16 protein-coding genes are annotated in these 26,812 nt (G+C 64.4%); all 16 read left to right on the forward strand.

The window, feature by feature from the left end:
* Nucleotides 1–1,008 carry an NAD-dependent epimerase gene (locus ACGTNG_RS06295; RefSeq protein ID WP_394576146.1) on the forward strand — a complete coding sequence of 336 codons (1,008 nt, stop codon included), beginning with the start codon at nucleotides 1–3 and terminating at the stop codon, nucleotides 1,006–1,008.
* 139 nt (nucleotides 1,009–1,147) lie between these two features.
* Nucleotides 1,148–2,482 carry a UDP-glucose dehydrogenase family protein gene (locus ACGTNG_RS06300; protein ID WP_394576147.1) on the forward strand — a complete coding sequence of 445 codons (1,335 nt, stop codon included), beginning with the start codon at nucleotides 1,148–1,150 and terminating at the stop codon, nucleotides 2,480–2,482.
* Nucleotides 2,483–3,346: 864 nt separating this feature from the next.
* The gene (locus ACGTNG_RS06305) at nucleotides 3,347–4,423 is read left to right on the forward strand and encodes a polysaccharide export protein (RefSeq protein ID WP_507161321.1); all 1,077 of its coding nucleotides are present in this window, start codon (nucleotides 3,347–3,349) and stop codon (nucleotides 4,421–4,423) included.
* Nucleotides 4,424–4,438: 15 nt separating this feature from the next.
* Nucleotides 4,439–6,721, forward strand: a complete 2,283-nt coding sequence (locus ACGTNG_RS06310) for a polysaccharide biosynthesis tyrosine autokinase (RefSeq protein ID WP_394576149.1) — start codon at nucleotides 4,439–4,441, stop codon at nucleotides 6,719–6,721.
* A gap of 6 nt (nucleotides 6,722–6,727) precedes the next feature.
* Entirely contained in the window at nucleotides 6,728–8,596 is a 1,869-nt protein-coding gene (locus ACGTNG_RS06315; RefSeq protein ID WP_394576150.1) for an ABC transporter ATP-binding protein, read from the forward strand.
* A gap of 77 nt (nucleotides 8,597–8,673) precedes the next feature.
* Nucleotides 8,674–9,816, forward strand: a complete 1,143-nt coding sequence (locus ACGTNG_RS06320) for an O-antigen ligase family protein (RefSeq protein ID WP_394576151.1) — start codon at nucleotides 8,674–8,676, stop codon at nucleotides 9,814–9,816.
* Between the two features lie 82 nt (nucleotides 9,817–9,898).
* On the forward strand, nucleotides 9,899–11,929 hold the full coding sequence (locus tag ACGTNG_RS06325; RefSeq protein WP_394576152.1) for a polysaccharide biosynthesis protein: 2,031 nt from the start codon (nucleotides 9,899–9,901) through the stop codon (nucleotides 11,927–11,929).
* A gap of 231 nt (nucleotides 11,930–12,160) precedes the next feature.
* A complete protein-coding gene (locus ACGTNG_RS06330) occupies nucleotides 12,161–12,835 on the forward strand; it encodes a hypothetical protein (protein ID WP_394576153.1) in 675 nt (224 codons plus the stop codon).
* A gap of 101 nt (nucleotides 12,836–12,936) precedes the next feature.
* Complete coding sequence (gene tviB / locus ACGTNG_RS06335; protein ID WP_394576154.1) at nucleotides 12,937–14,211, forward strand: Vi polysaccharide biosynthesis UDP-N-acetylglucosamine C-6 dehydrogenase TviB; 1,275 nt, start codon at nucleotides 12,937–12,939, stop codon at nucleotides 14,209–14,211.
* A 31-nt stretch (nucleotides 14,212–14,242) separates the two neighbouring features.
* The gene (locus ACGTNG_RS06340; protein WP_394576155.1) at nucleotides 14,243–15,331 is read left to right on the forward strand and encodes an SDR family oxidoreductase; all 1,089 of its coding nucleotides are present in this window, start codon (nucleotides 14,243–14,245) and stop codon (nucleotides 15,329–15,331) included.
* Nucleotides 15,300–16,517, forward strand: a complete 1,218-nt coding sequence (locus ACGTNG_RS06345; RefSeq protein WP_394576156.1) for a glycosyltransferase family 4 protein — start codon at nucleotides 15,300–15,302, stop codon at nucleotides 16,515–16,517. Before ACGTNG_RS06340 ends, ACGTNG_RS06345 begins: the two co-directional genes overlap by 32 nt.
* Before the next feature lie 55 nt (nucleotides 16,518–16,572).
* The gene (locus ACGTNG_RS06350; RefSeq protein ID WP_394576157.1) at nucleotides 16,573–17,172 is read left to right on the forward strand and encodes a sugar transferase; all 600 of its coding nucleotides are present in this window, start codon (nucleotides 16,573–16,575) and stop codon (nucleotides 17,170–17,172) included.
* Nucleotides 17,165–17,833 (forward strand): acetyltransferase, encoded by a 669-nt coding sequence (locus ACGTNG_RS06355; RefSeq protein WP_394576158.1) that lies wholly within the window; start codon nucleotides 17,165–17,167, stop codon nucleotides 17,831–17,833. The genes ACGTNG_RS06350 and ACGTNG_RS06355 overlap by 8 nt, the downstream gene beginning before the upstream one ends.
* Before the next feature lie 38 nt (nucleotides 17,834–17,871).
* Nucleotides 17,872–19,050 (forward strand): DegT/DnrJ/EryC1/StrS family aminotransferase, encoded by a 1,179-nt coding sequence (locus ACGTNG_RS06360; protein ID WP_394576160.1) that lies wholly within the window; start codon nucleotides 17,872–17,874, stop codon nucleotides 19,048–19,050.
* A 36-nt stretch (nucleotides 19,051–19,086) separates the two neighbouring features.
* Nucleotides 19,087–20,883: a type I secretion system permease/ATPase gene (locus tag ACGTNG_RS06365; protein ID WP_394576161.1), complete on the forward strand. Its 1,797-nt coding sequence runs from the start codon at nucleotides 19,087–19,089 to the stop codon at nucleotides 20,881–20,883.
* A gap of 282 nt (nucleotides 20,884–21,165) precedes the next feature.
* On the forward strand, nucleotides 21,166–26,812 hold a 5,647-nt coding region (locus ACGTNG_RS06370; protein ID WP_394576163.1), incomplete at its 3' end, for a malectin domain-containing carbohydrate-binding protein.

Genomic DNA, 26,812 nt, shown 5'->3' on the forward strand with positions numbered 1-26,812 from the left:
ATGAAGCTCTTAATTACCGGCATGGCCGGTTTCATCGGCCATGCCGTGGCCAAGCGGCTGGCCGGAAAGGGTCACGAGATCGTCGGTATCGACAACCTTAACGACTACTACGATGTGTCGCTCAAGCAGGCCCGCCTCGATGATCTGGCCGGCTGCGAGGACGTGCGGTTTGTCCGGCTCGACTTGGCCGACCGGGAGAGCATGGCCGCGCTGTTTACCGAGCACCGCTTCGATCGGGTGATTCACCTGGCGGCACAAGCCGGCGTGCGCTACTCCCTGGAGAACCCCCATGTCTATGCCGACAGCAACCTGGTCGGGCATCTGAACGTGCTCGAGGGATGTCGACACGCCGGCGTGGAGCATCTGGTCTATGCCTCTTCGAGCTCGGTCTATGGTATGAACGAGCACGTGCCTTTCGCCACCGCGGATGCCGTGGACCATCCCATCAGCCTTTATGCAGCCACCAAGAAGGCCAACGAGCTGATGGCTCACACCTATTCCCACCTCTACGGGCTGCCGACCACCGGTCTGCGCTTCTTTACCGTCTACGGGCCCTGGAGTCGGCCCGACATGGCGATGTTCAAGTTCACCCGCGCCGTGCTGGCGGGCGAGCCGATCCCGGTCTACAACCACGGCGATATGGAACGCGATTTCACCTACATCGACGATATCGTCGAAGGGGTCGTGCGGGTGCTTGACCGCGCCCCCCAGCCCGATCCGCACTGGCGGGCCAGTGACTCCGGCCCGGATGCATCCAGCGCGCCCTATGCGCTCTACAATATCGGCCATGGCAGCCCGGTGCCGCTGATGGACTTTATCCGGGCGGTGGAGGCCGCCACCGGTCGCGAGGCGATCTGTGACTTCCAGCCCATGCAGCCGGGCGACGTGCCGCGCACCTGGGCCGATACCGAAGCGCTCTATAAGGCGACGGGGTATCGCCCCGAGGTCAGCGTGGAAGAGGGCGTGAGGCAGTTCGTGGCGTGGTACCGCGGGTTCTACGGGGTGTAGACCGCTGGCCGCAATCGGCCTTCATCGCGATCCAAGCATCGCTCCCAAAGGCCGGCCTTGCTCGCACGACACCTTTTATATGGCGACGACAGCTTCTACCGGTTAGAGCAGACCACCGGGGCAGATCAGGAGACAGGGAATGAAGATCACCATTTTTGGAACGGGGTACGTGGGTCTGGTGACCGGTACCTGCCTGGCCGACGTGGGCCACGATGTGCTGTGCATGGACGTCGACGCCGACAAGATCGCCCGACTCGAGGGCGGCGAGATCCCCATCTACGAGCCCGGGCTCGAGCCCATGGTGCAGGCCAATGTCGCGGCGGGGCGGCTGCGCTTCACCACCGATCCGGCCCAGGCGGTGGCCTTCGGGACCCTGCAGTTCATCGCCGTGGGCACGCCCCCCGATGAAGACGGCAGCGCCGACCTCAAGTACGTGCTGGCGGTGGCGGAGACCATCGGCCGCCACATGAACGAGTACAAGGTGATCGTCGACAAGTCGACGGTGCCGGTCGGCACCGCCGATCGCGTGCGTGAGACGGTGGCGAAGACCCTCGAGGCCCGGGGCGAGCAGCTCGACTTCGATGTCTGCTCCAACCCTGAGTTCCTCAAGGAGGGGGCGGCCATCGAGGACTTCACCTACGGTGCCCGGATCGTCGTCGGCACCGAGTCTGATCGGGTCAAGGGGCTGATGCGCGAGTGCTACGCCCCCTACATCCGCCAGCAGGAAAAGCTGATGTTCATGGACGTGCGGGCCGCCGAGCTGACCAAGTACGCCGCCAACGCCATGCTGGCGACCAAGATCAGCTTCATGAACGAGATCGCCAACCTGGCCGAGCGGCTGGGCGCCGACGTGGAGCAGGTGCGCCGCGGGATCGGTTCCGATCCGCGCATCGGCTACCAGTTCATCTATCCGGGCTGCGGCTATGGCGGTTCCTGCTTCCCCAAGGACGTGCAGGCCCTGGCGCGCACCGCGGCCGATGTGGACTATCGGGCGGAGCTGCTCACCGCCGTCGAGTCGGTCAATCAGCGCCAGAAGCAGACGCTGTTTGCCAAGCTCCGCCACGCCTTCGATGGCGACCTGGCCGGCAAGACCATTGCGCTGTGGGGCCTTTCTTTCAAGCCCAACACCGATGACATGCGTGACGCCCCGAGCCGCACCCTGATGGAATCGCTGTGGGACGCCGGTGCCAGGGTGCAGGCCTACGACCCGGAGGCCATGCGAGAGTGCCGCCGGCTCTACGGCGAGCGCGACGACCTGGTGCTGGTGGGCGATCGCATCCAGGCGGTGAAGGGCGCCGATGCCCTGGTGATCTGCACCGAGTGGAAAGAGTTCCGCACCCTGGACTTCACCTGGCTGAAACAGCAGCTGGCCATGCCGGTGGTCGTCGATGGGCGCAATCTCTTCGAGCCGGAGGCGGTGAAGGCGGCCGGGCTGCTCTATTTCGCCGTGGGACGGGGTGATTCGCTGCGCTAGGTGCCAACATTGTAAACCTGGCGCTTTCGCGCACTCTCCAGGCCTCGACGGCGGCGAGAACCTCTCCAGTGCCGCCGTCGAAGCCTGACAATGTCGTGACTCTTCTCTGTACCTTTTCTGTGATATGCCAAGTCTGCGACATGCCTGACCTGGCTGGCGCGCATCCCGTGTGGCGTCATGGGAGTCTCATCCCTTCACGGCCTTCCCACCAGCGAGCTCGCTAGGTATGTCACCAAGGCTAGCTCCCTGCCATGCCTCACCCGCCGTTGCCTTCTCTCCTTCCTTTTATCTCCATACCTCAATCTCCCCAGTTCTATCTCCAAACTCCCAGGTCGAAGCCCCTCCCCAAGCGCCTCGTCTAAGCCTCGCTCGCCACAGCACTTTCCCTCGAGCCCCGCCTCCAGCGTATGAGGACGATCTGGTGCGTGATCAGTCTCCCGAATGAGGCGTGAAGCTGGTTCATTCACGCCCGCCTTGCTGATCCTTTCCCCATCCTTCCGGACATTCGCGTAGGCCACTTATCACCCGTGGCGAGGCAGGAAAATCCCAATGTGGCGAATCCGCAACTTTGTAAGCTTACGTTATCTGTTCGGCCGGAATTGTTATTGGACTGTATCTCTATGCGCGGCCAGTCGCGTATCGGGGGCCGGGCAGCCAACAGAAAGGAGGCAGCGATCGAGTAGCTGCCCCTCCAACGTCCCCAGGTTTCGGAGCGATGCCAGACGACATCCTCGGGGCGGTAGCGTGGCCTGACATAACAACAGCGGGGATGACGCCATGATCATGCATGCGGTACACGCACAAGACGAGGCTCCCAGGGCAGGGCACCGCGTTCCCTGGCAAGTCGGGGGCGGCCTGCTTGCGATGCTGGCGGTGCTGATGCTGTCGGGTTGCGCCATGGCGCCGGGTGGGCATATCGACAAGGACGATCTCGAGTCGTCGCTCGATGCGCGTGTCGATGTTCGCCCGATTACCCCGGCGCTGATCGCTAGGCTGCCGGCCGAGGAGCCGCTCTCGCGACCGACGCCGAGTGAGCTGCGTCAGGCCATCGAGCACTACGACTATCGCGTTGGCCCGGGAGACATCCTCAGCGTGATCGTCTACGACCATCCCGAGTTGACCATTCCCGCCGGCGGCGAGCGGGCGGCCTCGGAGACCGGTAATCGCGTGCGCCCGGACGGCACGCTGTTCTATCCCTACGTCGGCCGGGTGCGGGTGGAAGGCATGACCCTGGAAGAGGTCCGCAGCCTGATCACGCGTCGCCTCTCGCGGGTGATCACCGATCCCCAGGTCGAAGTGGGCATGGCGGCCTTCCTCTCCCAGAAGGCCTACGTGAGTGGGGAGGTGGCCAATCCGGGCACGCTGCCCATCACCATCCAGCCGATGACCGTGCTGGACGCGATCAGCGAGGCGGGCGGCGCCACCGCGGCGGCCGATTGGCACAACCTGACCCTCGTTCGCAACGGTCGTGAGGAGCAGCTCTCGCTCTACGCGATGCTGCGTAACGGTGACCTGACCCAGAACCGCCTGCTGCGCGACGGCGACCTGCTGCACGTGCCCAGCGCCGAGAACCAGAACGCGGTGGTGCTCGGGCAGGTCCGCAAGCCTGGCGCCATCCCGCTGGGCAACGAGCGCGTCACGCTCACCGATGCGCTGGCTCGTGCCGGCGGGGTCAACGAGAGCCGGGCCGAACCCTCCGGCATCTTCGTGGTGCGGGGCAATCCCCCGGAGAGCGCCAAGATGGCGACCGTCTATCAGCTGGATATCCGTGACGCCACCCGCCTGATGCTCGGCACCCGCTTTCCCCTCCAGCCACAGGATGTGGTCTACGTGACCTCAGCCCCCCTGGCGCGCTGGAACAACGTGATCAGCCTGCTGCTGCCCTCGGTGACGCTGCCGGGTGACGTGGCGCAGAGCGCCGATGACATCGGCAACCTCTGAGGAGTGGCCACTACCATGACGGTCTTTTCGAGCCATCCCGGGGCCGGCCAGGCGCCCCGGTCGGAGTCCTCCGACATCAGCCTTGGCAAGCTGGTCTCGTCGCTACTCGACCACAAGTGGTGGATCCTCCTGTCGGCGTTCGTCTTCCTGTTCGGTGGGTACTTCTATGCCGCCTCGCAGCCCAACGTCTACCAGGCAGATGCGCTGATCCAGATCGAGAACCGCGGAACGGCCCTGGGCGTGCTCACCCCGCTGGGGGTCGAGACGCCGATGGGCAATCCGACCACGGCGGAGATGGAGATTCTGCAGTCGCGCCTGGTCATGGGCGATACGGTGGAGCGTCTCGATCTGGCCATCGAGGTGACGCCGCGGCGTTTCCCGATCCTTGGTGATTTCCTCGTCAACCACGGCTTGTCTCACGCCTGGTTCGACCGGCTGACGCCGGACCAGCTGCTCGAGTACCTGCCCGACACGCTCGTGGGCTGGGTCGGCGAGGCCCGGGGTGGGTTCGGCAGCCAGTTTGTCTGGGCCGGCGAGACGCTGGAGCTGGGCCGTTTCGTGGTGCCCGAGGCACGGCTCGGCGAGGCGCATCGTCTGAAGGTGACGGGATCCGACAGCTTCGAGCTGTGGCATGACGGGAGTCGACTGCTGGCCGGCAGGGTAGGGGAGACACTGCAGGACGAGTCCGGCTATCGGCTCTTCGTGGCGCGCCTGGAAGCGCACCCTGGCGCCGAGTTCGGCATCCGGCGTATCTCCCGGCTCCAGGCCATCGATCGGCTGCAGCGGCGCTTCGAGATCATTCCGCGAGGCGAGATGTCCGGGGTCTTCCAGCTGACCCTGAACGGGTCGGACCGCGATCAGGTGGACCGGATTCTCGACACCATCACCGGGGTCTTCCTGACCCAGAACGTGCAGCGCCAGTCGGAGGAAGCGTCCCAGCAGATCGCCTTCCTCGACGCGCAGATCCCGCAGATCAACGCCTCGCTGATCGAGGCGGAGAACAGCCTCAACAACTATCGGGCCGAGCGCGACTCGGTGGACCTGGATTTCGAAACCCGCAACCTGCTGGACAGCCTGGTGGCGGTGGAGAACCAGCTCTCGACCCTGGCGCTGACCGAGGCCGACCTGGCCGAGCGCTTTCGCCCCAGCCACCCTAACTACCAGGCGCTGCTGCGCCAGCGGGCCCAGCTGACCGCGCAGCGGGACGAACTCGAGGCCAAGGTGAACCTGCTGCCCGAGACGCAGCAGGAGGTGCTGCGGCTGACCCGCGACACCGAGGTGAATCGGCAGATCTATGTGCAGCTGCTCAACCAGCGCCAGGAGATGCGCCTGCTCAAGGCCGGGACCGTGGGCAACGTGCGCATTCTCGACCCGGCGGTGCTGCAGCCCGGCACCATCGCACCCAAGGCGGGGCTGGTCAGTCTGTCCAGCGCGCTGCTCGGGGCCCTGCTGGCGATCATGGTGGTGGTGTTGCGGCTGGTGCTGAGTCGAGCGGTCGAGAGTCCCGACCAGCTCGAGGAGCTTGGCATGCCGGTCTATGCCGTGGTGCCGGCTTCCGTCGAGCAGAATCGGCTGGCGCGCCGCATTCGCTCGAAGCATGCGCGCCAGGGGCAGAACATCTTCCGGGGCCTGCTGGCCGAGAGCGAGCCCGGCGAGATCGCCGTGGAGTCGCTGCGCGCCCTGCGTACCAGCCTGCATTTCGCCATGCTCGAGGCCAACGACAAGCGCCTGATGATCGCCGGAGCGAGCCCCGAGGTGGGCAAGAGTTTCGTCTCGGCGAACCTCGCCGCGGTATGCGCCCAGGCCGGCCAGCGGGTCCTGCTGATCGACGCCGACATGCGCCGTGGCCATCTCCATCACGTCTTCCAGGCCAGCAGCGAGGGCGGGCTCTCCGACCTGATCGGCCAGCGACTCGCCTTCGACGACGCGATCCGCAACAGCGACATCCCGGGCCTGGACTACGTCTCACGCGGGCACGTACCGCCCAATCCCTCGGAACTGCTGATGCAGCGTCGCTTCCACGAGTTTCTGGAGGCCATGAATGAGCGCTATGACCTGGTGATCCTGGACACGCCGCCAGTCCTCGCGGTCACTGATGCCGCGGTGGTTGGCAAGATGTGCGGGACCAGCCTGATGGTGGTGCGCTTCGGGCGGAATTCGCTCAAGGAAGTGCGGGCCGCCAAGCGTCGCCTCGAGCAGAGTGGGGTGAGGCTGAAGGGCACCATCCTGAACGGCATCGAGCACACGGCCACCGGCCGCTACGGCTATCAGGGAAGTTATTTCTATGCCTATCGGTGACCCGTCATGCTGACCCAACTGCGTGAACTCTACTCGCTGCTGACGCCTGGGCAGCGCCGGCGCCTGCTACGCCTGCAGGGGCTGATCATCATCATGGCGCTGGCCGAGATCGCCAGCGTGATGGCCATCGGCCCCTTCATGGCGGTGGTCGGCGACATCGGCCGGCTGCAGGGCGAGGGCTGGATCGCTTGGGCCTATGCCGCCAGCGGGCTCTCATCGCCCGAGGCCTTTCTCAGCGTGCTCGGTGCCATGGTGCTGCTGGTGCTGGTGCTCGCGGCCAGCATCTCGATCTACACCACCTGGCGGCTGTCCCTCTACAGCCACCAGGTGGGGGCGGAGCTCTCCAGTCGGCTGTTTCGTCACTACCTTTATCAGCCATGGCTGTTTCACGCCGGGGAGAACTCCAGCGTCCTGGTCAACAAGGTTTCTCAGGAGGTACAGCGGACGACGCAGCGCATCATCAATCCTCTGATGCAGCTCAATGCCCGGCTGGTGTTGATCATCCTGATGACCCTGGCGATCTTCCTCTACAACCCTGTCGTGGCGATTGGTGGGGCGCTGATCTTCAGCGTGGCCTACCTGCTGCTCTACAAGACCGTGCGGCGCTTCCTGATTCGCTGCGGGCGTCGGGTCTCGCGGGCCCAGGCCGAGCGCTTCAAGCTGATGACGGAAGGGTTCGGGGGTATCAAGGACCTGCTGCTGCTCCATCGCCAGTCGAGCTTCACCACGCGCTTCGACAGGGCCAGCCGCAGCGTCGCCCGTGGGCAGGGCGTCACCCAGGGGCTCAGCGAATCGCCCCGCTATGCCATCGAGCTGGTGGCTTTCTCGTCGGTGATATTGCTGGTGCTCTACCTGCTCAGCCACTACCAGGGCAACCTGGGAGCCATCCTGCCGGCCCTCTCCATCTATGCGCTGGCCGGCCTCAAGATGTTGCCCGCGTTCCAGCGCATCTACGCTGCGGTGTCGCATATCCGCGGCAACCTGGCGGCTTTCGAGGCGATCCGCGACGACCTGTTCGAGAGTCAGGCCCCGGCTTCGCAAGGGCACGAACGGTCTTCGCAAGAAAGGGCACAGCAATCACAGACACGGAAAGCGCAAGAACAGAATGAAGCACCAGGGTCTCCCGGCGCCATGCCCCCCCTGGTGCCCAGGCACTCGGTGATCATGCAAGACGTGGTGTTTCATTACCCGGGCAAGCAGGAGGCCGCGCTTGACGGGCTGAGCCTGACCATCCCGGCCCGGCGCATCGTCGGCCTGGTGGGGGCCTCTGGCAGCGGCAAGAGTACCGCGGTGGATATCCTGCTGGGCCTGGTCGAGCCCCAGCAGGGCGAGGTATGCATCGATGGCACGCTCCTGAGTGCATCCAACCGCCGGGCCTGGCAGGCCGCCATCGGCTTCGTGCCTCAGCAGATCTTTCTCTCTGATGCCAGCATCCTCGAGAACGTTGCCTTCGGCATCGAACGCGAGCAGATCGATGAAGCACGGGTGACCGAAGCACTGAGGATGGCGCAGCTCGACGACCTGGTGGCGAAGCTGCCTGAGGGCGTCCACACGCGGATCGGCGAGCGGGGCGTACAGTTTTCGGGTGGACAGCGCCAGCGCATTGGTATCGCCCGGGCGCTCTATCAGCAGGCGTCCCTGCTGATTCTCGACGAGGCCACCAGCGCCCTGGACGGCATCACCGAACGACGCGTGATGAACGATATTCACCGCTTCGCCGGCCGCATGACCATCGTACTGATCGCTCATCGCCTCACCACGGTCAAGGAGTGCGACGTCATCTACCTGCTGGAGGCCGGGCGAGTGGTGGACAGCGGCACCTACGATGACCTGGTTCATCGCAACGTCACCTTCCAGATGATGGCCAAGGCCTAGTGCTTTCGGCCAGCGCCTGTTTTTGCGCCAGCGCCCAAGTGTTTGCCAAAGCGTCGTAATCACCGAGGCAGAGCATCATGAACCTGATCGCTGCACTATTGATGGCCTTGGGGCTTTCGCTATCGAGTCTCTACCTATTTCCTAGCGGCCAGCCTCAGCCGGCCGACTTCATCCTGCTGGCATTCGCCGCGGTCATGGTCGCCATGGCACTGCGGGACGATGAGCTCGTGCTCTCGCCCTTCGCCCTGGCCTGGGGCCTGATGCTGGTGTGGATCCTGCTGGTGTGTTTGACCTGGACCCTGGTCACGCAGTCGACGGCGTTCTTCATCCACGTGGCCTTCTTCCTCTTCAATTTCCTGATCGGCATGGCGCTGCTGCGACTCCTCGGCGTCTACGGCGACAAGGTCCACGGGCTGATTCGCACGGCACTTTCCCTCGCGCTGTTGATCTCGGCCAGCCAGGTGATGGTGCAACTGGCGCTGGGCAGCGGTCGCACGACTGGCAGCTTCAACAATCCCAACCAGCTGGCCTTCTTCTCGCTGTGCGGCATCGTGATTCTGATGCTACTCGATGACTTCCACCCCCGCATGCGACTCACGACGCTGGTCGGCCTCGGCGCGGCGCTGGTGGGCATCTTTGCCGCCTCATCGCTGGCGGCCCTGGGCGGGCTCACCCTGGTGGCATTGGCCTGGGCACTGGCCAACGTCGTGAGCTTCAAGCAGCTGCTGCGGCTGTCGGTGGTGGTCGCCGGGCTCTGCGCCCTGCTGCTGGTGATCGATTTACAGTCGGGAGGGCAGGTGCAGCATAACTTGACGGCACGCCTGGATATGGCCCCCACCAAGGTGGATCGCATGGTCGAGGAGCGTCAGTTTGACCGCCTGCTCAACTTTCCCCACTACGCGATTCTCGGGGCGGGGGAAGCGGAGCGTCAGCGTTTCGCCCCCCACGACAGTCACGAGATCCATTCCTCATTCATCAACATGCTGTTCGCCTATGGCCTGCCCGGCCTGGGGCTCTTCCTGGTGCTTCTCGCCGCGGCGGTGTGGCGGGCCCCGCTGTATGTCTGGGTCGGCCTGGCCGGCCCCTTGCTGTACTCGGTCACCCATAACGGCCTGCGCACCACGCTCTTCTGGGTGATGTTGACGCTCTGCTGGCACCTCTACCACCGCCTGCCCGACCGATGGGACGAGGCGGCGTTGTCTTCCCGCCAGCTGAGATGAGCGATCTGGAGGGCGCGGATACACGATGTGCGCCCGTGCCGATGATGAGGTGATACGCAAGGAGATTCGGGTGGCGATATCCATGAAGACGCTGTCCACACAGGCCCTGTCCTTGAAGGCGCTGTCCCTGAAGACCTTGGTGCGACTCCCGAGATGTCTCAAGCGCCGGTTCCTGTTCGTCTTGGATGGAGTGACGGTGGCGGCCAGCCTGCAGCTGTCGACCATGCTGCACGTCGAGTCGCTGCAGCCGCTGGGGGATGCCCGGCTGTGGCTGACCTGCGCCCTGGTGGCGGTGACCAGCCTGCTGGTCTTTCAGCGCATGGGCCTCTACCGCCTGGTGATCCGTTACATGAACCATGCCACGGTGCGGGTCCTGCTCGAGGCAGTCACCGTTTCCCTGCTGGTGCTGATGGCGATCGGCTGGCTGATGCCGGCGCCGCTGAGTGGACCGGTGATCGTGGTCTACGGGCTGGTCCTGCTGCTGGGCATGGGGGGCGGGCGTTTCCTGCTGCGGGAGCTCTACCTGCTCAGTCATCGCCAGTGGCGCCGGCCGGTGGTGATCTACGGGGCCGGCGCCGCCGGCAGCGAGCTGGTGACGGCCCTGCGACATGGCAGTGACTACCAGCCGGTCGCCTTCGTCGACGACTGGCGCGGCCTCGAGGGAACGGAGGTCGAGGGGCTGCGCGTCCACCGGCCGGCGGCCCTGGAGGCGCTGGTGGAGGAGCATCGGGCGGCCATGGTGCTGCTGGCCATTCCCAGCGCGCCCCGCTGCCGACGTCGCGACATCCTGCACCGCCTGTCCGCCCTGCCGGTGCCGGTCAAGACCATCCCCGGCATGGCCGATGTGATTGACGGCCGAGCCCGTATCTCGGAGGTGCGGGACGTGGCCCTGGAGGATTTGCTCGGTCGCGAGCCCGTTCCGCCCTTCGCCGACCTGCTGGATGCCGACATTCGTGGCAAATCGGTGATGGTGACCGGGGCAGGGGGCTCGATCGGAAGCGAGCTGTGTCGCCAGATCATCGCTCAGCATCCCGCGCGGCTATTGCTCGTCGACAACAGCGAGTTCGCCCTGCACGCCATCGAGCAGGAGCTGCTGCAGGAACCGGCGGTGGGCAAGTCGGGGAGCGAGCTCAAGCCGTTGCTGGTCTCGGTGCAGTGCCTGACGGCCCTGGAAACGATCTTCGCCACCTTCGAGGTCAATACCGTTTATCACACCGCGGCCTACAAGCATGTCCCCATGGTCGAGTACAACCTGATCGAGGGCATTCGCAACAACGTCTTCGGCACGCTCAACCTCGCACGGGTGGCCATGCGCCACGGGGTGGAGAGCTTCGTGATGGTCTCCACCGACAAGGCCGTGCGGCCCACCAATGCCATGGGCGCCTCCAAGCGTCTTACCGAGCTGATCTGCCAGGCCTTCGCCCATCTCGGCGGTCCCACGCGCTTCTGCATGGTGCGCTTCGGTAACGTGCTCGGCTCGAGCGGCTCGGTGGTGCCGGTGTTCCGTCGCCAAATCGAGCAGGGCGGGCCGGTCAGGGTCACGCATCCCGAGATCACCCGCTTCTTCATGACCATTCCCGAGGCCGCACTGCTGGTCATCCAGGCGGGGTCCATGGCGAGGGGCGGGGAGGTCTTCGTGCTCGACATGGGAGAGCCGGTGCGCATCCGGGACCTGGCGGTGAACATGATCCGGCTCTCGGGGTTCGAGGTGAAAGACCCCGAGCACCCAGATGGTGACATCGAGATCGTGCACACCGGGCTTCGGCCCGGCGAGAAGCTCTTTGAGGAGCTGCTGATCGGCGATGACGTGGAGGAGACGCGCCATCATCGGATCATGCGGTGTCGCGAGCGCTTCTGGGAGTGGCCGCGGCTAAAGGCCCTGCTCGAGGAGCTCGAGCGGGCCCTGGACGCCACCGACTATCTGGCCATCCGCCGGCTGCTGGAGACCGCTCCGCTGGACTACCGGCCCGCCGATGCCGTCGCCGACCTGGTCTGGGAAGAGAGGCAGCTGTGCCTGCAAGTGCGACATGACGGCGTCGAGTCGCTGGACGATGATCAGGCCGCCGTGCCGTTAGGGGCATTGCTCGAGCCAATGCCAAGGTCGGTCAAATAAAGGTTGGTGATAAGGTTAATGAACATGGATTTGTTGGCGATAAAGAGATTTGTGTTCCAGTGGGTGCAGAGGACGGGTTACACAATCATTCCGACGAGGAAGTGTCGCCCCGTCGATTTGCGAAACTTTTCGGGGGATTTACTAGATATATACTACCGTTACCCATTTCGCTCGCTGCTCATTAGTGCGCCAGTTTCTTTTGGAGTCAGCTATCTTGACCATCCGAGAGGTATGGTTGACTCGCTGTCGTCGGTAATTCGAGAAGCATATTACACACCTGGCCATGAAAAGACGTTGCTGAGAGAGGGGCTCAGGAAATTTTATGTCGCTTGGCAGCCAAACAATGCTGCGGAGTTTTTTAAATTAGACCCAAGCAAGGCCCGGACCCTTAGTGAAGTGCCTGCTGGGATGTCGTTTTGGCCGTGGGACTATCGTGATCCCATTCAATTAAGAAATGAGCGCGAGAACCGTAAGTCAAAGGATGGTCCTAGTTGCTGGGGATCAGAAAAGGTCATTGATTTTGATTGGAAGTTTTGTGGGCCAATTACTGAGAAAGGATTGGAGATAGAGGTGGAGAGAATGGCCAGGCTGGTTTCGTCTATTCGACGACGGGGTTATTGTCGACATGATAATGGGGATGGCGATATACGAGCCGCCGTATTGATACATCCCGATGGCCGCTGGCGATGGTTTGCCTACTCGGGACAGCATCGTCAAGCTATTGCCCGCGTCTTGGCGGGAGACCGGATCCCTATAAGAGTCATTAGTTTCGTTCGTCGTGATGAGGCGGCTCACTGGCCGGGCGTTACTTCTGGTGTCTTCGATATGAATTCTGCACTAAAAGTTTTTGACGATTTCTTCAGTCATTCAAATGATTATGGTGTTGATATAAAAAAAGATCATTAAGTCGTCAGTAAATGATGGGTTGGGGGCCGGAAGAGATGTGTTAAGTGCTCCGGCTATACATATACATATGATGGCTGACTTAGCATAATGGATAATCAAAGATGAATATCGAAAACATCAGGTTGGGTGTGATCGGCCTTGGTTACGTGGGCCTGCCCCTAGCGGTCGAGTTCGGCAAGCGCTTCGCCACGGTCGGTTTCGATATCGACCAGCAGCGGATCAGCGAGCTTCGCGACCATCTCGACCATACCCGGGAGGTCGAGGAGAGCGACCTGGCCGCCGCCACGGGGCTGACCTTCGCCAGCGACGAGTCCGCCCTGCGCGAGTGCAACGTCTATATCGTTACTGTGCCCACGCCCATCGATGCCAGCCATCGCCCCGACCTGGGCCCCCTGCAGCGTGCCAGCCAACTGATCGGGCGGGTGATCGGCAAGGGTGACGTGGCCATCTTCGAATCCACTGTCTACCCCGGGGCGACGGAGGAGGAGTGCGTCCCGATCATCGAGACGGAGTCCGGTCTGCGTTTCAACCACGATTTCTTCGCCGGCTACAGCCCGGAGCGGATCAATCCGGGCGACAAGCTGCACCGGGTCACCAGCATTCGCAAGGTGGTCTCCGGCTCCACGCCCGAGACTGCCGACTTCGTGGAGTCCCTCTATGGCAGCGTCATTCAGGCCGGCACCTACCGCGCAAGCTCCATCCTGGTTGCCGAGGCCGCCAAGGTGATCGAGAACACCCAGCGAGATGTGAACATCGCGCTGATCAACGAGCTGGCGATGATCTTCAACCGTCTCGGGATCGATACCGAGGAGGTGCTGGAGGCTGCCGGCACCAAGTGGAACTTCCTGCCCTTCCGGCCCGGCCTGGTCGGCGGACACTGCATCGGGGTCGACCCCTACTACCTGACCTACCGGGCGCAGCAGCTGGGTTATCACCCCGAGGTGATCCTCTCCGGTCGACGGATCAACGACGGCATGGGCGGCTACGTCTCGGGTCAGCTGGTCAAGCAGATGCTCAAGCGCGAGATGAAGACCGACTGCGCGCGCGTGCTGGTGCTCGGGCTGACCTTCAAGGAGAACTGCCCGGATATCCGCAATACCCGCGTCGTGGACATCGTCCACGAACTGGAGGATTACCACCTCAAGGTGGACGTGCACGACCCCCATGCCGACCCCGCGCAGGCGCTTAACGACTATGGCATCCAGATGGTGGCCATGCCCATGTCCGGCGGCTACGACGCGATCATCGTCGCCGTGGCCCACCAGGCGTTTCGCGAACTCGGGATCGAGGCCATTCGTGCCTGGGGCAGGCCGGGTCATCTGCTTTTCGACCTGAAGTACGTCTTCGCACGCGAGTCCGTTGACCTGCGCCTGTAACCATCGCTCCTCCACCGGGATGACCACTGCCATGAATCGTTATCGGACCGTATTGGATGAGCTCAAGCGCAGGCCGCGCACCTGGCTGGTGACGGGATGTGCAGGCTTCATCGGCAGCAACCTGCTGGAGACCCTGCTCGGGCTCGATCAGCGGGTGGTGGGCCTCGATAACTTCTCGACCGGTTTTCGTCGCCACCTGGACGAGGTACAGGGACGAGTCAGCGCCGCGCAATGGGCGCGATTCACCTTCATCGAGGGGGATATCCAGGACGCCTCGGCGTGCCGCGATGCCCTGCGCCCCGACGGCCGACCGGTCATGCACGTGTTGCACCAGGCGGCCCTGGGGTCCGTGCCGCGCTCCATCGCCGACCCGCTGGCCACCAATGCCACCAACGTGAGCGGCTTCCTCAATCTGCTGGTAGCCGTGCGGGACGCCGGCGTGGAGAGCTTCGTCTATGCGGCCTCCAGCTCGACCTATGGCGATCATCCGGCGCTTCCCAAGATCGAGGAGCGCATCGGTCGCCCTCTGTCGCCCTATGCGGTAACCAAGGTGGTCAACGAGCTCTATGCCGAGGTCTTCCAGGCGACCTACGGGGTCTCGGCAATCGGGCTGCGCTACTTCAACGTCTTCGGCAGGCGGCAGAATCCCGACGGGGCCTACGCGGCGGTGATTCCCAAGTGGGCCGGGGCGATGCTGACCGACGAGGTCGTGCACATCAATGGTGACGGCGAGTCGAGCCGCGACTTCTGCTACATCGAGAATGCCGTGCAGGCGAACCTGCTGGCGGCCATGGCGCCGGCGGCGTCCCAAGGGGGCGTCTTCAATGTGGCGGTCGGGGCTCGCACCACGCTCAACCAGCTCTTCGCGAACATTCGTGACGCCCTGGCCGAGCAGGGCGTCATCTACTCGAGGCCGCCGGTGTATCGCGACTTTCGCGCCGGCGACGTTCGCCACTCTCTGGCCGATATCGGCAAGGCGCGCGCTCAGCTTGGTTTCGAGCCGACCCACACGCTTCGCGAGGGCATACGCCAGGCGATGCCCTGGTACCTGACCTTCTTCCACTCACGCGGTACGACGCTCACTCAACATGCCGAAACGGGACACGGTCATGGCACATGATCCCCTCGAAGCGGGCGACCGGATCCTCGTGGTGGCGGGCTACGCTCCTTCGTTGATCAACTTTCGTGGACCGCTGCTGCGCGCGTTGAACGAGGCCGGGCTGGAGGTGCATGCCGCGGCGCCTGGCCTCTCGTCCTCGACGATGCGCCAGATTCTCGAGGCCTGGGGCGTGAGCGTCCACGAGGCGCCCCTGCACCGCACCGGGATCAATCCGCTGGCCGATCTGCTGGCACTCGCCGGACTGCAGCGGCTGATGAGAGAGGTTAAACCCGATGCGGTGCTGGGCTATACGATCAAGCCGGTGATTTACGGCACGCTGGCGGCGTGGCTGTCCGGCGTGCCGCGGCGCTTCGCGCTGATCACCGGCCTGGGTTACGCCTTCACCGGCGAGGCGTCCGGGAAACGCGCCCTGATTCAGCGCCTGGTGAGAGGCCTGTACGGCTCCGCGCTGGGGCGCACCCAGCGGGTGTTCTTCCAGAACCCCGACGATCACGCGCTATTTCAGGCGCTGGGCATCATCGAAGACTCGACGCCCGTCACCGTGGTGGACGGCTCAGGGGTCGAGCTGTCGCATTTTTCCCAGGTGCCGCTCCCGCAGGGGACACCGCGTTTCCTGCTGATTGCCCGTCTGCTGGGTGACAAGGGGATACGGGAGTACGTCGCGGCCGCGAGGCGGGTGCGACGACGCCATCCCGAGGTTGTATTTCGCCTGGTCGGGGCTCTGGACGAGCATCCCGATGGCATCGGGTCGGGTGAGCTGGCGGAGTGGGTCGCCGCCGGCGACATCGATTACCTGGGGCATCGCGACGACGTGCGACCCGCCATCGCGGACAGCAGCGTCTACGTGTTGCCCAGCTACCGAGAGGGCACCCCGCGTACCGTGCTGGAGGCCATGGCGATGGGCCGGGCGATCATCACCACCGATGCGCCGGGATGCCGGCAAACCGTGATCGACGGTGACAACGGCTATCTTGTGCCGATCCAGGCGGTCGAGGCCCTGGCCGAGGCGATGCAGCGCTTCATCGATGAACCACAACGCATCGCCGAGATGGGACGGCGCTCCCGGGAGATCGCCGAATCGCGCTTCGACGTCCACAAGGTCAACGCCACGATGCTCGAGGCCATGGGCGTTAGGGCATCGACACCGTCGCTCCCGCCCACGCTTGCGACGGCAGGGCGATCCTAGTCCGCCGAACATTGCGTGGAGTGGAGTGTTTGGAAGCTTGTCATGGGGGCCAGTCATGCCGAAACGCCTGCTCGATATCGTCGTCGCGCTCGCCGCACTGATGCTGCTCTCGCCAGTGTTGCTGGTGGTGGCGCTGTTGGTTCGCTGGCGGCTGGGCACCCCGGTGCTGTTTTGCCAGCGGCGTCCTGGTCTCGGCGGTGCCCCTTTCACGCTGATGAAGTTTCGTACCATGCGCGATGCCATCGACCACCAGGGCAATGCCTTGCTCGACGAAGAGCGGCTCACTCCGTTCGGCCTGTGGCTGCGCTCCACCAGCCTGGATGAGCTGCCGGAGCTCTGGAATGTCGTGAAGGGAGAGATGAGCCTCGTCGGCCCGCGGCCGCTGCTGATGGAGTACCTGCCGTTGTACACCCCGCGACAGGCAAGACGCCATCGCGTCAGGCCGGGCATTACCGGCTGGGCGCAGGTCAACGGCCGAAACGCCATCGGCTGGGAGGAGAAGTTCGAGCACGACCTCTGGTACGTGGAGCACTGCAGCCTGTGGCTGGATCTGAAGATCCTCTGCCTGACGCTGGTAAAGAGCGTCAGACGCGAGGGGATAGCGGCTGCCGGCGAGTCGACCATGCCGCGTTTCCGGGGGAGCCAGCGTGAGTAGCAAGGGACGCCTGGCGATCCTCGGCGCGAGCGGTCATGGCAAGGTGGTGGCGGACATTGCCCTGCAGTGCGGCTGGCGCGAGATTGGCTTCTATGACGATGCCTATCCCGAACGGTCGTCCGTGGCGCTCTGGCCAGTGATAGGCAGCTTCCAGACGCTGCTTGGCGATCTCGATCGCTTCGAGGCGACGGTCGTGGCGATCGGGGATAACCGCACGCGCGATGCCAGGCTCGAGGCCCTGTTTCGGCAGGGAGCGTCCCTGGCCACCCTGGTCCATCCGCGGGCGGTGGTCAGCCCTTTCGCCAGGCTCTCGCCGGGCTGTGTGGTGGTGGGTGGGGCGGTGATCAACGCCTTCGCGACGCTGGCGCGAGGCTGCATCGTCAATACCGCGTCGACCGTGGATCACGACTGCCGGTTGGCGAATGCCGTGCATGTGGCTCCGGGGGGGCACCTGGCCGGCGAAGTGTCGGTGGGGGCGTTCAGCTGGCTCGGCGTCGGTGCCGTGGTCCGCCAGGGCCTGTGCCTCGGCGAGGACGTCATGGTGGGAGCCGGGGCCGTCGTGGTGAGCGATGTGGCAGATGGCCAGACGGTGGTGGGCGTCCCCGCCCGGCCGCTATCCAGAGGGCGACACGATGGATCCCTCACTTCAACGCCGGAATGATCATCAGCCAGTACGATCCTCAATGGAGGAGTGACGACATGGAATCGCCTTCCTGTTCTCCCTGGCCGGCCTTCACCAAGGAGGAGGCCCTGGCCGTGCAGCGAGTGCTGCTCTCCAACCGGGTCAACTACTGGACCGGCAACGAGGGGCGCGAGTTCGAGCGCGAGTTCGCACGCTTCGCCGGCACCGAGTATGCGATCGCCGTGAGCAACGGCACGACCGCTCTCGAGCTGGCCCTGAGAGGGCTGGGCATCGGCGTGGGAGACGAGGTGATCGTCAGTCCGCGATCGTTCCTGGCCTCGGCCTCCTGCATCGTCGCCGTCGGGGCGATCCCGGTGTTCGCCGACGTGGATGGCGATTCCCAGACCCTCGATCCCCGCGATGTAGAGCGGTGCCTCACGCCGCGCACCCGCGCGATCATCGCGGTGCACCTGGCCGGCTGGCCGTGCGACATGGATGCCTTGATGGCGATCGCCGATCGGCATGGCCTAAGCGTCATCGAGGATTGCGCCCAGGCCCACGGCGCGTGCTACCGGGGCAGGAGCATCGGTGGCCTCGGCCACGTCGGCGCCTGGTCATTCTGCCAGGACAAGATCATGTCGACCGGAGGTGAGGGAGGCATGGTCACCACCAACGACGGGGCGCTGTGGAAGATAATGTGGGCCTACAAGGACCATGGCAAGAGCTGGGAAGCGGTCTATGAGCGCGAGCATCCGCCCGGGTTTCGCTGGCTGCACGACGGCTTCGGCACCAACTGGCGGTTGACCGAGATGCAGGCCGCGATCGGACGCCTCCAGTTGACCCGCATGCCGGAATGGAGCGTGGCGCGCCGTGCCAATGCGGCACGGATCTGGCACGCCGCAGGCGATGCCCCGGCCCTGCGCGTGCCCCTCCCGCCGGACCATGTCGAGCATGCCGGCTACAAGTGCTATGTCTTCATCGAGCCCGAGCGACTCGCCAACGGTTGGCACCGCGATCGGATCATGGCCGAGATCAACGCCGGAGGCGTGCCTTGCTTTGCCGGCTCCTGCTCCGAGGTCTATCGCGAGCGGGCCTTCGACGACACCGGATGGCGCCCCGCAGCGCCGCTTCCGGTGGCGCATGAGCTCGGCGAGACCTCGCTGATGTTCCTGTGTCATCCCACCCTCACCGCGGCGGAGGTCGATAGGACCTGTGCGGTGCTGACCCGCGTGATGAAGCGGGCGGCGCGTCGCTAGGCGCCCATCGGCAGGTTGTCACGTCAGGGAAAGCCCATGCATCCGTCAGACCAGCGTACCGATCTTCAGCGTGCCCTTCAGGCCTGCCGACAGTCCTTCGTCTCGGTGGGGCTCTTCAGCCTGTTCATCAACCTGCTGATGCTGGCTCCCCCGCTGTATATGCTGCAGGTCTACGATCGGGTGCTCTCCACCCAGAGCGTCGAGACACTGCTGATGCTGACCCTGGTGCTCGGCTTCTTCTTCCTGGTCATGGGCGGGCTCGAGCTGGTGCGCTCGAGGATCCTGGTCAGGGTGGGCAATCGCCTGGACATACGGATTCATGCGCGCCTCTACAGCGCCATGTTCCGCCGCAGCCTCTTCCAGCGCGAGCGTCAGAGTGCCCAGCCGCTGAACGACCTGACCTCCCTGCGTCAGTTCCTGACCGGCCAGGGCCTGTTTGCCTTCTTCGATGCCCCCTGGGTACCGGTCTATCTCGGCCTGCTGTTCCTGTTCCATCCGTGGCTTGGTTTGTTTGCCAGCTTCGCCGCCGTGGTGCTGCTGGCGCTGGCCGTCGCCAACGAGCTGAGCACCAAGGCCCTGCTGGCGTCGGCCAACGGTCAGCACATCAAGGCCCAGGATCTGGCGACCGCTAACCTGCGCAATGCCGAGGTGCTGCATGCCATGGGCATGCTGCCGGCGATCATGGGGCGCTGGGCCGACAAGCACCATCGCTACTTGTCGGGTCAGTCGTTGGCCAGCGACCGCGCCGGCTCGTTGACCAACGCCGCGAAAATACTACGGCTGTTCTTCCAGTCGATGATACTCGGTCTGGGGGCCTATCTGGTGCTGGCGGGCAGCCTGACGCCGGGGATGATGATTGCCGGCTCGATCATCATGGGTCGAGCGCTGGCCCCCGTCGACCAGATGATCGGTAGCTGGAAGGGCTTCGTGAATGCCCGAGGCGCCTACGCTCGCCTGAATGACCTGCTGATCCGCTTCCATGCGGCGCCTCTCGGCATGTCGCTGCCGCCACCTATGGGCAGGATGGTCATCGAGGGCGTCGCCGCGACGGCCCCCGGTGACGATCAACCGATCCTCCAGGGGATCGCTTTCCGTGTGGCCAAGGGCGAGCACGTCGGCATCATCGGACCGAGTGCCGCGGGCAAGTCGACCCTGGCCCGGGTGCTGCTCGGTGTCTGGCCGGTCCAGTCCGGCAGCGTGCGTCTCGACGGGGTCGAGATGAGCCAGTGGCAGCGGGAGGAGTTGGGCCCCTGGGTCGGCTATCTTCCCCAGGACATCGAGCTCTTCGACGGCACCATCGGCGAGAACATCGCGCGCTTTGGCCCGGTGGAGGCCGAGCGGGTGGTGTCCGCCGCCAGGAAAGCGGGCGTGCACGAGATGATCCTGAAGCTGAGCGATGGCTACGATACCTACCTCTCGTCTGCTGGCGGCACGCTCTCCGGCGGGCAGCGTCAGCGTATCGGCCTGGCGCGCGCCCTCTACGGCGATCCGGTCCTGGTGGTGCTCGACGAGCCCAATGCCAATCTCGACGACGCCGGCGATCGCGCCCTGGCTGCAGCGATTCGCCAGCTCAAGGCCGACGGCGTGACGCTGTTCGTCGTCAGCCACGGTGCGGGCGTACTTCGCTACATGGACAAGCTGCTGGTGCTCAAGGAGGGGCGGATGGACGTTTTCGGCACGCGCGACAAGGTACTGGCGCAGTATGCGAGGTTCCCCCAGCAGCGCCGCGGCAAGACGTCGTCCCAGACGCGCGTGGCGGCCATCCGTGGCGGCTCGCCGCCCGAGCCAACAGGAGAGGCACCTCCCGCCCAGGCACCAGGAAAGACGTCATGAGCGGTGCGCCTGACGACGCTCTCGCCTGACTGAGGTATGAAAGCCGCTCAGTCGGATGGCTGATGTGTTGGGGCTCATTTCGAGCGTGGGTTCTCCCACCGTCGCCAGGGGCCACGCATTCAGCATTTTCACCATGTCAGCGGGGAAAAAACCCACCGTGCCGTGACGGGTGCCTGTGTAACATTATGTTGTCAGATGTAGGTTTTCTGTCTTCAAGGACCGGCACGACGCGATGCCGGTGGTGTAGGGGGCTCGTCCCGTCAAGTGGTTCGAGGTGATGCCATGGTGACCGACAACTTTTCCAAGAGCGGCCTGGATCTCAACGGGGTCGTGAACCTGAGCCAGCCCACGGCCTTGGTGTGGGGTGCCGACGGCCGTCTCTACGTGACCGAGGTGTCGGGCAGCGTCAAGGTCTTGACGGTGGCCTTCGGGGACAAGGATCCCACCGATGGCGATCCCACGAGCGTTTTCTATGTGACTGCGGCAGAGACGGTGGACCTGGTCACCTCGATCCCCAACTTCAACGATGACGGCACGCCTTCGGCCGGAAGCGCCCGCCAGGTGACCGGTATCGATGTCGTGCCGCAGTACGATGCCGATGGTTTTCCGGTGATCATCGACGGCAAGCCGGCGGTGACCCTCTACGTCACCTCCAGCGATAGCCGTATCGGCGCCGGCGGCGACGGCAACGATTCCGGCCTAGACACGAATTCAGGTGTCATCACTCGTATCGACCAGACGGAGACTGGCTGGACGGCCGTCGATCTGGTTCGAGGCCTGGCGCGATCGGAGGAGAACCATGCGCTGAACGGACTGGAGATCATCCAGGAACTCGATGAGACCGGCCGCCTGGTCAGCGAGCGGATGATCGTCGCCAACGGAGGCAACACCAATACCGGTGCCCCCTCCAACAACTTTGCCGGCCAGCAGGAGACCGCCTACAGCGCGGCCATCCTTGAGGTGGATCTAGACCAGCTCAAGAGTATGCCGGTGTTCACCGATCCGCTTACCGGTCGCGCCTATGTTTATGACATTCCCACCCTGGACGACCCGACCCGAATCGGGACGTTTGACGACAGCGATCCCTTCGGCGGCAACGACGGCCTGAATGCGGGCAAGATCGACCCCGATGGACCCGTGCAGATCTATTCGGCCGGCTATCGCAACGCCTACGACGTCGAGGTCACCGAGGATGGTCGTGTCTGGACCTATGACAACGGCGCCAACAACAGCTGGGGCGGCCGGCCGATCGGCGAGGCGGGCGACGACGGCGGCACGCTGGATTACACGCAGCTGCTAGGCTACATCGCCACCAACCTCAACAACGGTGACGTGAATACCGGCGACACCATCAATCTGGAGGCGTGGAGTCCCAAGAATTACGACCAGTTCCATGAGGTGACGCGTTCCGACGACCTCGAGGGGCGGCTTCTGTCCGCGGGACAGGGTGATGCCGCCACCTACGAATGGACGGATCCCGATACGGCCGAGACCCTGACTCTGGTCTACGGGGGGCATCCTAACCCTACCCGGGCCAGTGGTGGCCAGTCGGGAATACTCTTCACGCCCAAGGACGGCGTCGAGGATGCCTACCTGCTGCTCTCCAGCGTCGACAAAGACGGACCGGGAACCAGCGACTTCGCCGCTGTGCATGATTGGTTGAGTCAGGTGGAGAGTCAGTACGGTTCGGTGGGTGCGGGCGAACTGACCGGTCGCCTGATCGGCGTGGTACCGGGTGAGCACTACTACATCACCGACGCAGGGAACGCCTATCTCGTCGTTGAGCATCCCGGAGACCCCGCCACCATCAACGGCGAGACGGTGCTTGGCGACAGCGGCATGCCAGCCGACTTCGATAGCGTGGTGGCCAGTATCAATCCCGTCGAGGGCGACTATCGCGAGGGGGGCTTCACGGACGGAGCGCTGGATTCCGGCAAGGGGTCGATCAACGGCCTGACGGAGTACACCTCGACGCTGCTCGACGATCCCGAGAACGGCATCAAGATGTCGGGCGCGATCCTGGCCGCCAGCCTCAACCAGGGCACCCTGATCGTGATGGGGCGCGATGCCGACGGCGTGATGCAGACCACCATCGGCAGCAGCGGGCAGACGCTGGCCGAGGAGCGCACCATCATTTCGGTGAGCGGCGCCCCGCTGGGGCTTGCGTCGATCGGTGATGATCTCACGGCCTTCGATGGTCAGACCGCCTTCCAGGGGTCCATCTGGACCACGGTGTTCAAGCAGAACGGGCCCTTCATCGAAATCCTCCAGCCCAATAACGGCACTGTTCCCCTGGCCGGGAGCGTGGTGAGCGATCCCACTGACCATGATCTCGACGGGGTCGATCATTTGCATGATCCTTTCGAGTTTTCCGACGACAATGGTTTCGATCTAGGCGTCGGGGAGCAGATCTTTCTCGACTTCCAGCCGACCGGAAGTCCCTATCCGGGCACGATCCTCGATACCGGCCTGATGGGCGCAGCCCTCGACGGCGTAACCCCCAACCGCGATGCCAAGACGGCCGAGGAGGGCTTCGGTAGTGATCAGCAGGAAGATGGGCTCTATGACCTCGGGGGGAACATCATCCCCGGGGGAAATGCGCCGATTTTCCAGATCAAGAAGGTGGCGGGGGGCACGGTGGTCGGCACGGCCAACTCGGCACGCGATGCCATGCACGTCGGCATCAGGCCGACGCCCGATGTTGAGCGCCTTATACTCACCACCAAGATCAAGAATTGGGTGCCCTCGGTCACCGAGGGGCCTCGTGCCGGACAGCTCACCGGCTTCATGCTGGGAGACGGCACCCAGTCGAACTTTCTGCGGCTGGTCTTCGGCGCCGTGGTCATCGACGGTGTCCTGACTGCGGGCTTTGAGGTCGGTTATGAGGTCGACGATGTCTACACGGTGCTGACACGCGTCGCGGCCCCCGAACTGGCACAGAGTGACGTGGCCACCGTCGATCTGCACCTGACGGTCGACATCGCCGACGGGTTTTCCGTCGCGGCCGGCTATCAGTTGAATGACGACCCGCAGCTCACCTCGCTCGACCTGGGCGGATTCCGCCTGCCGACGGGTGTGCTTCAAGACATCCTCACCGGTGCCCATTCGATCAGCGATGGCGACACGACCCTGCCCTCGGGAGCGGCGGTCGGCTTCCTGGCGGAGACCTCCGAGGCCGACGCCGCGAGCGAGGACGGTCTCGCCGCTATCGACTTCTATCACCTGAGCATCGAGGCGAGAGGCAACGATATCGCGGCGACCACCGGCGATGAGGTCGGTACCGAGGGGACGGAGGGCATCGACACCATCGTCTACACCGGCACCGACACCGTGCTGGCGCCCCTGGCCGATTCCGTGGAGAACTTCGACGGCAGTGGCTCCACGGCTGACTTCCAGGTGATAGGTCATGCCGGTGACAATGTGTTGATCGCGGGAGCCGGCAATAACACCTTTACCGGCGGTGGCGGTGCGGACAGCATCCGTGGCAGCGTCGATAGCCTCGATGGCAGCGTGATCACGGACTTCTTCCCCGACGACGAGCTGCTTATCCTCGGCAGCTACCTGGACGAGAACCACGTCGGCTACGCCCTGGATGGCACCGATTTGCTTCTCACCTTCACCGATCCCGATACCGGCACCGCGGCTTCCGTCAGGTTGACCGGAGAGCAGTTTGTGGGCTTCGATCCGCTGGATGGCCCCGCGGCCTTCGTCATCGAGACCACGCCGACGGGTACGCGTGTGACCTACAAGCCGGAGACGGTCCTCTACCGGGTCAATGCCGGAGGCAACACGGTGGCGGCCCTGGACGGGGAGCTCAACTGGCAGGGAGACATCGACCCAGGCTTCGCCTACCTGGTCGGCGATGCAAGCGACGTCTATGGAGGTTCGGCAACGGACCAGCAGCAGGAGATCGACCTCAGCTACCTGAACGCCGGCATCGTTCCCTGGGAGCTGTTCACGGAGGAGCGTTATGACGGCAGCAGCGCCGACCCGCAGCTCGAGTACGCCTTCCCCGTCACCGCCGGCAATACCTACGAGATCACCGTCTATTACACCGAGAACTGGGGCGGCATCTTCGGCTACAGCGGCGAGCGGCGCTTCGATATCGAGGTCGAGGGCTTCGTGCCGGAGGCATTCTCGGGCCTCAATCCCGTGGAGGAGGCCAGCGCCCTGCTCGGTTCGGCGGCGACCCAGGACGATATCCTGGGATTCGGCCTTTCACGGACCTATGTCCTCGAGGCGACGGATGACACCCTGAACCTCGCCTTCCTGCACGGCGATCAGAATCCCAAGGTCAACGGCATCGAGATCAAGCAGCTGGGCGTGACGCTCTCGTCGCCCGACACGCAACCGCCGGTGGTCGATTCGATCAGCGTCGAGGCTCCCACCGATGCCGACAGTCCGCTCATCGTGACGGTCGTGGTCAGCGATGATCGAGGCGTGGACCTCGCGTCGATCGGGGGTGATGAACTCGCGTTTACGGGAATAGAGCCCGCTTCGGTCGGCCTGGCCGAGGGCGATGCCATTGCCGTGAGCGCCGATGGCAAGACGGTGACGATCCTATATCAGGCCTTGCCGCCGTCCGATACCAATGCCTGGCCCGGCGGGGACTATAGCGTGGCGGTGCTGGCCGGAGGCTATCTGGACGAGGCGGGCAATGCTGCCGAGGCCTTCGCAAGCGATTTCCAGATCCGCCTCGGCGAAGACGACACAGCGTTTTTCGTCCTGGATTTCGAGACCGTCGGCGAGCCGCTGGATGAGGGGGGCTTCGATGGCATGCTCGGAGGCATCACCGATGCCACGGTGCTCACCGCCGTCGAGGGTGGCGACCTGGTGGTGCAGACCTCCGATGGCGACATCTCCAGGGAGGCCAGTGCCAACGACTTCATCAAGTATGCCGACCTGAGCGCGGCCGAGATCAACGAGGTGCGGATCAGCTCGCGGTTTGACAATCCCTTCCCGCAGGCCCTGGCGGCCCAGGGGCTGTCGACCAGCACCATCCCCAACTATGCCCAACAGGGCATCGTGTTCGGCCTCGGCACCCAGGAGAAGAACGAGCTGGTCAAGCTGGTGTTCGGGGGCAACAAGGGCAACGCCATTCAGATCTGGTCGCGCCCGGATAGCGGAGTCGGGATCGACACGGTCTATTCCCTCGATGACCTGTTCAGCGTTGCCAGCCTGGGACTGGAGGACGTCGCAGAGCTCGAGATGACGCTGATCATTGACAAGGCGGCGGGCACGGTGACGCCGGAACTAACGCTCTTCGATGCGACCGGGGCCGTCATTGGCGGACTGCGCTCTGTCACGACCGAGGGCTTCGTCACGGCGCAGGTGGAGACGCTGCCCGCCGCGGTGCTGGACAACCTGCTGGATGAAACGGCACCGACGGCGATCGGGGTCACTTCCAACGATTTCGGGAAGCTGGGCGCCTATGAAGCACGCTGGCAGTATCTCGAGGCCTCCTCGCCGGATATCACCACGGGACCCACGCTGGTCGCCATCGCCGATGCGCCGACGGTGACCGAGAGCGGTGATACCGGCACCACCACGCTGGCCTTCGCGGTGACCACCGCCGCCACGGTGACCGGCACGCTGACACTGAGCTACCAGGTCGACGGCGGCGCGACGCAGACCCAGGCGGTGAGCGTGACCGACGGCGTCGGCACGCTGAGCCTCGAAGTGGCCAACGACGACGTCGACGACGGCCCCGACAGCATCACGGTGGTGATCACCGAGGTGGCCGAGGCGGGCTACGCCATCGATCCGGCCGCCGACACCGCCGCCGGCACGGTCGCGGAGGACGACACGGCCACGCTGGTCGCCATCGCCGATGCGCCGACGGTGACCGAGAGCGGTGATACCGGCACCACCACGCTGGCCTTCGCGGTGACCACCGCCGCCACGGTGACCGGCACGCTGACGCTGAGCT

It is taken from the genome of Halomonas sp. B23F22_3 (assembly GCF_043496965.1).
Taxonomy (GTDB): domain Bacteria; phylum Pseudomonadota; class Gammaproteobacteria; order Pseudomonadales; family Halomonadaceae; genus Halomonas.